This is a genomic window from Chitinophagales bacterium (genome assembly GCA_040877935.1).
In the GTDB taxonomy this organism is placed as follows: Bacteria; Bacteroidota; Bacteroidia; order Chitinophagales; family CAIOSU01; genus JBBDNB01.
Genome location: JBBDNB010000043.1, coordinates 1 through 13,179, shown reverse-complemented (window position 1 = coordinate 13,179; position 13,179 = coordinate 1). Strand labels below are relative to the sequence as shown.

The window sequence follows — 13,179 nt, the reverse complement described above, 5'->3', positions numbered from 1 at the left end:
TTATTTTTGGGCTGACATCTCAATCATCATTTTCAATTCACGCATTTCAGATTTGAGCTGCTCAACATCATTTTCCAGGTGATCAATCTTACAATTTTTAACATTCACCCTATTTGCATAATGATCTTTAAGTAATTCAAGTTCATTGGAAACTTCTTTTAGAGCCTCAATCAAAATAGGCACCAAGTGACTGTATTGCACTGACTTATAGCCTTCAGAATCTGTATCAACGACCTCTGGCAAGATTTTTTCCACTTCCTGGGCAATTACCCCAATTTCTTTTCTGTCAGAAAAGTTTTTATCGGGAAATTCATCCACGCGCCAGTAATAACTCACACCCTCAAGTGCATTTATAACTTCAAGTGCATTTTCGAGGGGTTGGATGTCTTTTTTCAGGCGTTCATCAGAGGTTTCATTGATGCCGTTCGAACCAATTTTTCCATTTACATATAATTCGTAGCTTCCATTAGTTCCACCAGCAACTCCTACTCTACCATCATCAACTTTTAAACCTAGATCCCAAGAAATAATATCACCAGCCGTTCCACTTGGTGCAGTACTAAATTCAAAACCGGCACCTGAACCAGTTTCCATCCATGTTGCAGGTTCACTACTTACATCATATCTATGATCACTACCGCTATCATAGGCATTCCAATAATGATGTACTCTACCAAAACCATCCTGAATGCCAATTCTATAAGCAGAGGTTGTGCCATTCATTTGTAAACCCGCAGTTCCATCACCAGCATGATCGATTTCCAAAGCAACACTCGCATTGGAATAATCTGTTGCCGCACTGCCACCATTTAAAAGCACTCTTCCCGATCTATTAATATCTGATCCTGTAGAAGCAGTACCGTTCCAGGTTGGATCGACTTCGTTAATGCTTCCCGAAGGAATGGTAGCCACTGAACTTACATTTCCACTTCCATCTACCTGTAAGAAACCATTAGTATAATTATCAAAACGAAGATCACCTCCATCTAAAAGTGCAATTCCAATATTGTCGTTATCATCTACAAATTCGATTCCGTTGCCAACTCTTGCTTTAATCTTATCGGTACGCAAAGCACCTTCTCCATCTGTAATAGCGGGTAAATTGCCTTTGTCAACTTCAGCGACAAACCTTGTGTTGGCCGTTGCAGTTGCAGATCGACATTCTACTGGAAGTGTTGAAAGCGAAATATTATCACCGGGAGCTACAAAATAAGAGTTGTACCCGCATTTAGTTTGGGTCCAAACATATTCTGAGTCATAACCACAACCGGATCCCTCTGCAACGTTTGAGAGCACCTCGTCAACAGTCGGCAATCGCCCACCTTGGGCCTCAGCATGAGCTTTCGCTGCAGCCCATGTAACTAGCCCTGAACAAGGATCTGATTCTCCAACTAAATTTGGATAGTTGGCGTTTGATCCAGAAAAACTCACTTCACTAGCCTTCTTAATGCTTGGAACTGGAACACGGGACTCTAGCGCTGCTATGATGAGGTTTGAACCATTACCCTGAACAACATTTCCAACAACCTCAAGACTCTGAAGAGGAGTATCCTCGCCAATTCCTACATTTCCTGCATTGTTATTATATATGTCATCTCCAGTTTTATCCCAGTCATCACCATTAGCCAATTGGTCATCTACATACTTTTTAGTAGCGGCATCCTGGTCATTTGTAGGGTTGGCCATATTTATAATTTTACTAGATCCAGCAGAATTTCCAACTCCTAAAACATTAGATAAATTTTGATTGTCCGTGTTGTCCAGATAATAAGGCCCATTTTGACCATCCAATAAATCTGCATCAAGTCCCGAGCCTGAACCATCCAGACTTGTAAAATTGTTTTCATCCCAAATTCTGGCCCATCCTGTTCCGGTACGAGTACCTCCAATATAATCATCGTAGATCATCATGCCTTCGGATTGGTCATAAATAAGCCGCCCATTTATATCTGCATGGTAGGATGTTTCGGTATTGTTATAAATAGAAGATTCAATATTATTGATGTCATTTCCATTTAAATTAAGCGTTTGAGTAGCAGTATGGTCTCCCAGGTTATCCCCATTTACCAGATTATTCGCATCATCCCATACAAGATTTCCGGCACCATCTGATTTTAACACGTAATTGGCAGCACCTGCATTCGTAGGGAAATCATAGGCTCCATTAATGTTTAGTGAATTTAATCTGGCATTGCCTGCGACATATAATTTATAAGAGGCTGGATTTATAATGCCAATACCCACATTGCCAGCACTATTGATCGTCATATGCTGAAATTGATTCCTAAAATCAGTATTGCTTAGAGTAGAAAAAGCATTGTTACCTCCGGTAAAAAACGCCAGTTCTCCCTGACTTGAGTGCATTATGGCAGTAAAATCATTGTTACTACCACTTCCCAGTGTCCACTGATCATTGGCAGCATCCCATTCCAAGTCACCATCTCTTGATGAAACAATACTGGAACGCACATATCCATTGGCAGGTTCATTGGCAACATTATCAATTTTTATAGCTCCTATATCATTGTGAAAATACCCTGCACCAATTACGTGTAGTTTTTCTGATGGTAAAGGTGTACCTATACCCACATTTTGGGCATTTAGAATAAATGATATTAGAACAAGAGGTATTAATTGGAGTAAAAATTTCTTCATCACTATTGATTTTTAAAGATGTACGGATATTTTATTCGATTCTCGTGTATTTGAAAACACAGCATTCTCAAGCTTTTTTATGCGTTCTTCCTGCTCCATATTCAGAGCTTCTATAGTCTCAATTTTCTGATCTTTTTCATTGATGATCAGTTGTTGTTCCTTAATAGCTTCTATCAAAAGCGGAACCACGTGGCTGTACTGAACTGATTTGTAGCCTTCATTATCGGTATCCACTAGTTCGGGCAGGATTTTCTCCACTTCCTGGGCTATGAGGCCGAGTTCAATTCCTTCAGTAAATTCCATTTCTGAAAATTCATCAGTCCTCCATTCATAATTTACGCCACGCAGTGCCAATACTTTTTCAAGGGATTTATCAAGGCTTTTTACATTTTTCTTAAGGCGCGCATCTGAGGTTTCATTGATGCCGTTGGTTTTTAGCCGGCCATTTACATGTAGTTTATAGGATGGATTGGTTACACCTATACCAACGTCACCATCAGCATCAATTAAGAATTCAGGTGTATGAGTTACACTACAATCACTAATATGTCCTTGACTACTTATTACGTATTGGTCTGTAAGGCTTCCACAATTGTAGGGGATACCACTGTACCAATCTATTGTAGATGCATTAGAATGAACTACCATTGCTCTATCTTTTCCATCACCTCCTCTATTTAATTCAAGTAAAGCATTGCCTCTATTGTTAGGGTTATTTATAAGTATTTCTGTTTGTACTTCTAAATTTCTTGAGGGGCTAGTAGCTCCCCCGATACCAACATTACCATTCGCTTCTATAGTAAATACTTCACTGCTTGAACCTCCATTTGGAGTATGGAAAACCCTCATGGCTTTTTGAGCTCCATATATTCTCGTTAAATCTCCATTGTCTCCTTCAAATGAAATTCCAACGCTATTCGAATTGGTTCTTTTGAAATTGGCTATAATATCGGAGTTGTCATGTACCTCTAATTTTCTTGAAGAGGCACTTGTTCCAATACTTACATTTCCGGTTCTGTTTATATTTCCCGTAGTATTGTCTGTTCCATTCCATTTTTCACCTGGAACATTTGAAATATTAGACCAATCTATATTTCCCGAGCTAATATTTCCGCTACCATCAGCACTCAATACGCCTGCACCAAGTCCTCTCACTCTTACATTACCATCTACATCCAGTTTCTGTGTTGGTGAAATTGTTCCTATACCTGTGTTTCCTCCATGTGTCCAGCCTATATCCTCTGAACTAGGGAAAATTTCCGTTAGCCCAGCGGGATCCAACTCAGTGTAACTGTTCTCATTGATCCAATAATTATAATTTCCCCTTTCGAAAATGGTGATGTCCCAGGCGAAACTTTGCAAACCTGAACTAGGCTCAAAGCCTACTACTATCCTTCCACTAGCTGGATCTTCATAAACCTTTAAATCAATTATTTTACCTGCATTACTCTGCTTTTGCCAAAATTTTATGTTTTTACCGGGAAATGTATTGGTGCGAACCATAATGCTAAAATCAGATTCGCCAGCCCCAGCTCCTGATTGCCCATAAACTTTACCAGTAACCAATACATTATTGCTACTGCCGCCCATTATCAATTCTCCCATTTTGAATAAGCCACTTTGCGTGGAAGAAATGGAAGAGGAATATTTTCTTACAGTTCCAGCAGAATTACTGGTAACCAAATCACCGGCTATGTGCATTTTACCTCTTGGGGAAGTTGTACCTATACCAACATTTCCATCTTCCTGAACATAGAGTTTGGAATCATTGCTTTGGTCTTTCACATTTAAAAGATCGATACCTGCATTACCTTTAATCTCAAATTTTGTAGCAGGAGTTGATTCTCCCACCCCTACATTCTGAGAGATTACATCATTAAATACAAATAGTAAAAAGACTGTTAGGAGTAAATATTGTTTCATATGCTGTTGTTTGAATCAAAATAACTACTGACATTCATAGCCACTAGCATACTATAAGTTAATAAATACTTTGCAAAAATAAAAGTAACGTTTAAATAGCTGAATTTATATTGCTGTTTATACTACGTGTATTAGTATCACATTGTTCTATTATCAGCTCATTTCATTTCAAAAATGCAAAAACTTCAGTTATTGCCTGTTCTTTTTTGCAACTCAATTGCATTTGCTATATTTGCAACATTATTGCAAAACAACCTAGAACAATTTTAACCATGAAAAATTTGAATTATTTACTCATAGGATTTCTATTCCTTTTTTTAGCAGCTTGCGAAAAAGATGATCCAGAAATTCCTAATGAAGAAGAACTGATTACTACATTGACCTATACCCTTACACCTCAATCAGGGGGTGACAATGTGGTTTTAACCTTTAAAGATTTAGACGGGGATGGTGGCGATGCACCGGAAATCAGTTCGGGAATATTGGCGGCAAATACGACTTACAACGGAACACTTAGTTTGTTAAACGAGCAAGAATCTCCAGCTGAAGATATTACTGAAGAAATAGAAGAAGAGGAAGATGAACACCAATTTTTCTTTCAAACTACTGTAAATGGTGTAGCAATAAACTACGATGATGCAGATGGAGATGGCAATCCTATCGGTTTGAAAACAATTCTTAGCACAGGTGATGCAGGTTCAGGAACATTAAGCATAACTTTGCGCCACGAACCTAATAAATCTGCTTCTGGTGTAGCTGATGGCAACATAGCTAATGCCGGAGGAGAAACAGATATTGAAGTTACTTTCAACCTAGATGTTCAATAAAGCAAAACAACTTATTTAACCCAAACGGTCAGACGGCTTTTTGCTACTATTAAATAGCCGTCAGACCGTTTTTTTCATAGGACTAGACACTAGATGTCCAATAAAGCAAAGCAACTTATTTTCTTTTTAATATGGATACCTGTATGCTTATCTGCACAGGAATGCGACTTGAAAATTTCAGGTCAAATTTTAGATGAGCATACCCGTTTTCCTATTTCATTTGCCAATATATACATAGAAGAAAGCAAGAAAGGAACCACCAGCGATACTTCAGGCTATTTTGTATTAGAAAATATTTGCCCCGGTGAAAAACACCTCAGTATCAGCCATATTGGCTGCGAAACCATTCAGTTATTTTTCAATATCGAAAACGACACTGCTTTACTCGTTTATTTAGACCACAACAGCAAGTTAATTCATGACATTACCATCAGCGGAACTTCTAGCAAAGCTACCTTACAGGAAATTGAATCCATTAGCTCAAAAGAAATCAGCGAAAATTCGAATAAAAATCTGGCGAATATGCTGGAATCCATTTCTGGTGTTAGTACCCTTAGGACAGGTAATAGCATTTCAAAACCGGTTGTTCATGGGCTTTATGGTAATAGATTAACCATTTTGAACAATGGCGTAGCTCAAAGCGGACAACAATGGGGCAATGACCACAGCCCAGAAATTGACCCGCTTGTCGCCAATAAAATATCCGTGATAAAAGGTGTTGGAGCACTGGAATACCAAGGGAGTTCATTGGGCAGTATAGTACTTGTAGAGCCCGAAAAAATCAAAAAAGACCCCCACTTGCACGGCAAGGGCAGTTACTTCTTTGAATCCAATGGATTGGGGCATGGGCTTAATTTACAATTGCAAAGCTACAGCGATAAACTGGCCTGGAAAGTGAACGGCACTTTGAAAAACAAGGGCGATTTGCGCACAGCAGATTATTACCTAAATAATACCGGAAATAGAGAAGCGAATATTGCTCTGCAATTGGAAAAGTCATTTTCCGAAAAATGGAAAACCGATCTGTATTTCAGTTCTTTTAATGCAAAAATCGGTGTTTTGAGAGGCTCCCATATCGGTAACTTAACTGATTTGGAAAATGCGCTGGAAAAAGAAATCCCCTATTTTACGGAAGAGGAATTCAGTTATAAGATTGACGCACCTTTTCAGGCTGTAAACCATCATTTATTAAAATTCCATTCAAAATATTTATTCAACAACAAACAATGGCTTGATTTTACCTATGCAGGGCAGCTCAATACCAGAAAGGAATTTGATGTGCGCAGAAGCGGCAGGACAGACAAACCAGCCTTAAGCCTCAGGCAAATTTCCAATTTTTTCGAATTGAAATACAATCATTTGTTTGCCAATGGTATCCATTTCAAAACAGGTGCGCAGTTTAATATCGAAGACAATACCAATATTCCCGAAACCGGAATCCTGCCACTGATTCCCGACTATTTGGCTTATGAAAGTGGAGCTTTTATTTCTGCAAATAAAAATTGGGAAAAACTTTCTATGGAGCTGGGTTTGAGATACGATAATATTTACCAAGATGTGGTTGCCATTTCAAATGCTCCAAAAGAAATTGTTCGTTACGACAATCTATTCCACAATTTCAGTTCTGCTTTTGGACTGACTTATGAAATTCTAAGAGATATTAAATTGAGTTATAATTTAGGTTATGCGTCCAGAAACCCTGCTATCAATGAATTGTACAGCAATGGACTGCATCAGGGCGTAAGCGGAATTGAAGAAGGCGACCCCGATTTAAAAAACGAAAATGCTTTAAAATCAACCCTATCTGCCGATATCCACATCAAAGAGAAATTTTTCATAAAAGCATTGGGCTATTTCCAAAATATACAGGATTATATTTATTTGAATCCACAAGAGGAAATCCGGCTGACCATTCGGGGGGCGTTTCCGGTATTTAAATACGAACAAACAGATGCTCAGATTTATGGACTGGATATTTCTGCCAACTATGATTTTCACAAATATTTCAATGCAAACATTCGCTACAGCTACATTAAAGGCCGAGATGCGGGAAATGATTTGCCATTGATAAACATGCCTTCAAATAATATTTTCGGGGCTATTTCTTATCAATTTCCTAAAGTTGGAAGCTTTAAAAATTTAGAAATTGAGCTGAACAATCAATATGTATTTGAGCAAAAAAACTTGCTTGACGAACAGGACTTCTCCACTGCCCCAAAAGGATACAATTTAATTGGGTTTAAATCTTCCATAGAAAAACAACTTAAAAAATCCAGGATGAATCTCTACTTGAGAATTGACAATTTATTGAATACGGAATACAGAGACTACCTCAACAGGCAAAGGTATTTTGCCGATGATCTTGGAATCAATGTCATTGCAGGCATTAATTTGACTTTTTAGGGGCCTATCCAAACCAATTTCAAGTCCAAACTTGTTTAGCACTTAATCAGGTCTTAAATTTGAAAACCATGGAAGTTGCTGAAGATTTTTTGAGGGCACAAAGTTTGCGGATTACACCGGCAAGATTGGCCGTATTGAATCATTTTGTGCAAGAATCACAGGTGCTTTCCCATGCCGATTTGGAAAGTGCGCTCGGCAAGCAGTTCGACAGGGTAACGATTTACCGAACTCTCAATACTTTTTTGGAAAAAGACATTGTGCACAAAGTCCCCGGTGAGGAACACAGTACCAAATTTGCCCTCAACAGTCATTCCAATGCCTCAAAAAGCAAAAGCGTAGATGCCGGACATGCACATTTTAAGTGCAATGATTGCGGTAAATTACTTTGCTTACATGGTGTGAAAATCCAAAATGGTGAGCTGCCCCAGGGATTTGAAATGGAAAGCTCTAATATTATTTTATCGGGTACTTGTTCTGAATGCAACAGATAACAATTATTCCCTCACTGCATTGTGGATAGCAGCCATTATTTTGGTATCCCCACCTATTGCCGCATCCAATGATTCTCCCAAGCTCATGTAGGTTTTATATTCTTTGGGGGCATTTTTCTTTATTCTATTCATTAAAGGAGTGAATTCATTTTTAGTTATAGTGAAAGTAGTATTCAAAAACTCTTCTTTTAGATCCGAGGACTCAAGTAATTCATCAAATGATTGATTCCATTTTTTATAAATTTCTATAGCACTTAAAGCACGGTGATCAAATGTCATGTTTTCATATGCTATATCATTATTTTGATTTGCTTTATTGTTTGAAACCATTTGTTTATCCATTCCGGATAGTGATGGATCAATCAGTTTTATACTGTAATGAAATCCTTGAAAGTTTTTACCCCTACTCTTTTTATGTACACCAACTGTAAACCCATTAGCATCAACATTTTTGACAAATAAACCAGCAGTTCCAATAGAACTTAAATCAACTGTAATTGCATCAAAATCAATATTGGAACTCTCTAAGCTACGCTTAATTTTACCCTTCCAGGGAACATGTACTTCATCTTGGCCTGTGTTTACTTTTTCAGTACCACTTAGTTGAACGCCTCCCAACTTAAAGTCTTTTCCCTGAACTACCGTTGTATGGTCTTTAACACGTTCTATATGGGTTTTGCCCAGTAACACCCAAATCTTTCCTTCTTCAGCCCTACTACCATCAAATGCCTGCATAGCGTGGCCAATGACCATTCCGCTTTCAAGTGATTTCATACCCACACCCTCGGTGGATGAAGAAGTAATCGGATCCCCTATTTCTATTGCTCCACTTTCAGTATTTACTTTTACTCTTACACGACCAGACAAGGCAATAGGCATTCCTTCATCAGGACTATTTAGATAAACAGATGGATTTTCTGATATAACACCAGCTAAAAGTGGGTCATATGCCCGTCTGGACAATAAAAAAGTCTCATCCTCATCACGTGAAATGGAAACAATATCTCCAATCTCAGGAGTTCTGCCTCCAATTCTTGGCTTTACATCGAAAAACTCGGCCAAGTCACCATATTCACTGCTTGAATTGGCATATAGCGTTCCCGAAGCCCTAATCTCCCCATAAGCCGCATAGGTTGCCGTACCGCTGTCAGCATCATCAAAATCATAACTAATTGTAACGTTGTAGCTTTTCCAATGTCCACCGGCTGGATCTAAATGCTCAAATTGCATATCCCAATTTAATCCTGAAGGGTCAGTTTCATTCCACAACGAACTGTTAAAAGTTTCTGTATAACTTGCCATGTTCCCGTGCCCGCCAGGAGCACTTATTGGGCCAGCAATAATTGAAGCTACATAAGTACCCCTTAGAAATATCCTGGTATTAATACTCATTTGATGCCATGCATTCATAGTTAACTCAATCTCAACATCGGTGATACTTTTACAAAATCCAGAATCACATACAGGATAATGGTCATAAGTAGGTGTATAGCCATATCTAAAAAATTGCTCTGTATTAACATTATCAAAAGAACAGGTTTCAGGTTTATTGGGAGAACAACCACTATTACCTAAATTTCCAACTGTTAATCCATCAAGTACGGAAACCGAACCACCATATTTAGTTCCAGGGTTTCTGATAAACCCATCAACTGCAGTATTACCTTTAAAATAAGCTGCATAACCTAATGAATCACTATGTTGTGATATAAGTCCTAAACCATTTGTAGCATTGGTATATGAAAACAAGCCGACTTTACCCGCAAAACTCCCACCAATAGAGCCATTGTATTTAAAAAGTGGATCATAAGGTTCTAATAAACCACTCATACTATCCTGTGGAAAAACCGGATTAGAAATACTTCCCCCAGTACCTAACACGCCAACACCGAAGGAGTTTGAATTAATACCTTGTAAACCTATTTGTCCAAAACTAGTTGTACTTACGTGTAATTTAGATGTCGGATTATATGTACCAATACCAGTATTCCCTTCAATTATTAGTCCATTTGTAGGAGCTATTCTACTTCCAGAATAACCTGAACCTATGGTTACACCGCCATTGACGTCCAATCTATTAAGTGGCATAGGTATGCCTACACCAACATTCTGTGTATAAGCCACGTTAACAATAAACAATGTTAGTGTGAGATAAAAAAAAGTAGATATAAACCTCATACACATTTACATTTAATTTTGCAATTTTTAATTATTATTTATATATTACTGATTGAATTGCGATTTTCAAACTCTATTTAAAACAACAAGCTTTCATTCAATTGGTCAAATTTCATTGATTCATTTAAATTTCTGTGATGAAATTGTCCAGTTAAATTTGTCTATAGTTATCATAACATTTTAGTTGCTTTTAATGGGACAGCTTTAAAAAGCAGAAATATATTACTATTTTCTCACTGTATTGTGAATAGCAGCCATAATTTTAGTATCACCCCCTATTGCAGCATCCAGTGATTTACCAAGACTTATATACTCCTCATATTTTTGAGGGGCATGTTTTTTCATTCTATTGTAAAACGGAGTTTTTTCATCTTTCTTAATAGTGAAAGTAGTATTCAAAAACTCCTCCTCAAGCTCGGATTCTATAAGCAGTTCATTAAAAGATTTGTTCCACTTCTTATAAATATCAACAGCACTTGATACGCGAGATTCATAAGTCATATTATCGAAAACTACATTATTATGCTGATTGCCTTTATTGCCGGCAACAATTTGCTTATCCATATCCGACAAAGATGGAGCGATCATCTTTATACTGTAATAAAAACCCATAAAATCTTTATCTCTATTTTTTTTGTGAATACTGACTGTAACTCCCTCACTATTAACATTTTTCACAAGTAGCTTTGCATATCCTCCATAAGGATTCATATCAACTGAAAGTGCATCAAAATCTATTTCTTTATTTGTCAGCCTTGATTTAATTTTCTCTGCCCAGGGAATAAAAACTTCATTTTCATTTACATCCACAGCCTGCGAACCATTAATATCAACACCTCCTAAATTAATGTTACTGCCTTGAACCACTGTTACATGTTCTTTTGCCTTTTCATAATGTGTTTTACCAAGTAGCACCCAAATTTTACCCACATCAGTCCTACTACCGTCAAATGCTTGCATTGCATGACCTATGATCATACCACTTTCTGATGATTTCATACCAATTCCTTCTACTGAAGAAGAAGTAATTGGGTCTCCTGCTTTTATTACCCCCCCTTTAGTATTTACCTTTACCCTTACTCTACCCGATAACGCAATAGGCATTCCTTTATCAGGATTGTTTAAATAAACAGATGGATTTTCAGATATCACTCCGGCAAGATATGGATCGTTTTCTTGTGTTGATAAGCTAAAGGTTTCTGCCTCTTCTGGTGAAATTGAAACAATATCTCCAGCCTCAGGAATTCTTCCACCATTTCTTGTATTTACTTCAAAAAATTCTGCAAGGTCACCATATGCACTACTGGTATTAGCATATAAAGTTCCGGAAGCTCTTACTTGACCAAAAGCAGCATATGAAGGAGTAGAGCTTGTATCTCCGTAATTATAATTGATCGTTACATTATACTCTGTCCAGCGATCTCCTTCAGTTCCAATATAATCAAATCGCATGTACCAATTAACTCCATAAGGATCAGAACCATTCCATTCAGAACTATTGAATGTTTCGGTGTAAAATGCTAAATTTCCCTGACCTCCATTAGCCTGAAGAGGACCACTGATGATTGAGCCTAAATAAACACCTCTTAAATAAACTTCAGTATTCAATGGGGATCCGTGCCAATCAGACATTGTAACTTCAACCTCTACATTTGTAACACTTCTACAAAAACCAGCTTCACATACAGGGTAGTTGTCATAATTAGGAGTTGAATAACTTGGGTTACCACCATAAAAATTAAAATCAGGGTTTATAGAATCAAAAGCACAAATTGCTAATTTATTGGGAAGACATCCTGCTCCACTTAAATCCCCTACCGTTAACCCGTCATGTATAGCTACCGAACCGCCATATTTTGTTCCAGGGTTTCTGATAAATCCATCAGTTGCAATATTGCCTTTAAAATAAGCTGCAAAACCAAGTGAATCTGCATGCTGTGATATAAGCCCTATACCGTTAGTCGCATTGGTATATGAAAATATTCCCACTCCACCAGCAAAACTCCCCCCAACAGAACCATAGTACTTAAACGATGGATCATAAGGTTCCAACAATCCATATAAGCTATCTTGTGGAAATACAGGGTTGGTAATACTCCCCCCAGTACCTACTACTCCTACTCCAAATGAATTAGAATTAATCCCTTGTATACTTTTTTGACCAAAACCAGAGCTTAATACATGCAATTTTGAAGTGGGAGAATATGTGCCAATTCCAACATTACCTTCTATTATTAATCCGTTGGCAGGAGCTATACGACTTCCAGAATAACCTGAACCTATGGTTACGGCCCCTTTAATATCCAGTTTACTAACTGGAGAATTAGTGCCAATACCAATATTTTGCGCAAATATTTGGTTACTTGCCGTGAATAATGTAAGTGAAAGAGAAAAAGAAAAGAAAGTAGAAATCAATCTCATACACGCTGATGTTTAATAATGGAATAAATGTGATTCATTTTGCTTTAGACACTTAATATAACGATTAATACGCTAAATTTCAAGTTTTGTTTAAAATTAATCAAACCTTACTTCTATTTCACAAGAAGTAAGGTTTGAATTAATTAGTTCCCAATATCATTTGATACAGGGCTAGTTCTACTTATTAAGGATCAACTTACCTGTATGTACTTTTCCTTCCGTAGTTGTCAACCTGTAGAAATACATTCCATCTGCATGGTTGGCCCCTGAGAAATCAACTT

At 37.5% G+C, this 13,179-nt stretch carries 7 protein-coding genes; 3 read left to right on the top strand and 4 right to left on the bottom strand.

The window, feature by feature from the left end:
• Together WD048_11100 and WD048_11095 are read right to left on the bottom strand one after the other, a co-directional pair.
• Positions 1-2,655 carry a tail fiber domain-containing protein gene (locus WD048_11100; protein ID MEX0812752.1) on the bottom strand — a complete coding sequence of 885 codons (2,655 nt, stop codon included), beginning with the start codon at positions 2,653-2,655 and terminating at the stop codon, positions 1-3.
• A gap of 12 nt (positions 2,656-2,667) precedes the next feature.
• Positions 2,668-4,578, bottom strand: a complete 1,911-nt coding sequence (locus WD048_11095) for a tail fiber domain-containing protein (protein MEX0812751.1) — start codon at positions 4,576-4,578, stop codon at positions 2,668-2,670.
• A gap of 272 nt (positions 4,579-4,850) precedes the next feature.
• Here WD048_11095 and WD048_11090 point away from each other — a divergent pair, with 272 nt between their 5' ends.
• The 3 genes from WD048_11090 (at position 4,851) to WD048_11080 (ending at position 8,299) form a co-directional block, all read left to right on the top strand.
• Positions 4,851-5,405 carry a hypothetical protein gene (locus WD048_11090; protein ID MEX0812750.1) on the top strand — a complete coding sequence of 185 codons (555 nt, stop codon included), beginning with the start codon at positions 4,851-4,853 and terminating at the stop codon, positions 5,403-5,405.
• A gap of 93 nt (positions 5,406-5,498) precedes the next feature.
• A complete protein-coding gene (locus WD048_11085) occupies positions 5,499-7,808 on the top strand; it encodes a TonB-dependent receptor (protein ID MEX0812749.1) in 2,310 nt (769 codons plus the stop codon).
• Between the two features lie 68 nt (positions 7,809-7,876).
• Positions 7,877-8,299: a transcriptional repressor gene (locus tag WD048_11080; GenBank protein ID MEX0812748.1), complete on the top strand. Its 423-nt coding sequence runs from the start codon at positions 7,877-7,879 to the stop codon at positions 8,297-8,299.
• Positions 8,300-8,302: 3 nt separating this feature from the next.
• Here the strand turns inward: WD048_11080 and WD048_11075 are convergent, their stop codons facing one another.
• Positions 8,303-10,477 (bottom strand): hypothetical protein, encoded by a 2,175-nt coding sequence (locus tag WD048_11075; GenBank protein MEX0812747.1) that lies wholly within the window; start codon positions 10,475-10,477, stop codon positions 8,303-8,305.
• 225 nt (positions 10,478-10,702) lie between these two features.
• On the bottom strand, positions 10,703-12,898 hold the full coding sequence (locus WD048_11070; GenBank protein ID MEX0812746.1) for a hypothetical protein: 2,196 nt from the start codon (positions 12,896-12,898) through the stop codon (positions 10,703-10,705).
• Between the last annotated feature and the right edge of the window lie 281 nt (positions 12,899-13,179).

What these genes read in the sequence shown, in the direction of transcription:
- WD048_11080 (MEX0812748.1), top strand. Translation starts at nt 7,877, where the DNA reads ATGGAAGTTGCTGAAGATTTTTTGAGGGCACAAAGTTTGCGGATTACA.
- WD048_11070 (MEX0812746.1), bottom strand. Translation starts at nt 12,898, where the DNA reads ATGAGATTGATTTCTACTTTCTTTTCTTTTTCTCTTTCACTTACATTA.
- WD048_11100 (MEX0812752.1), bottom strand. Translation starts at nt 2,655, where the DNA reads ATGAAGAAATTTTTACTCCAATTAATACCTCTTGTTCTAATATCATTT.
- WD048_11090 (MEX0812750.1), top strand. Translation starts at nt 4,851, where the DNA reads ATGAAAAATTTGAATTATTTACTCATAGGATTTCTATTCCTTTTTTTA.
- WD048_11075 (MEX0812747.1), bottom strand. Translation starts at nt 10,477, where the DNA reads ATGAGGTTTATATCTACTTTTTTTTATCTCACACTAACATTGTTTATT.
- WD048_11095 (MEX0812751.1), bottom strand. Translation starts at nt 4,578, where the DNA reads ATGAAACAATATTTACTCCTAACAGTCTTTTTACTATTTGTATTTAAT.
- WD048_11085 (MEX0812749.1), top strand. Translation starts at nt 5,499, where the DNA reads ATGTCCAATAAAGCAAAGCAACTTATTTTCTTTTTAATATGGATACCT.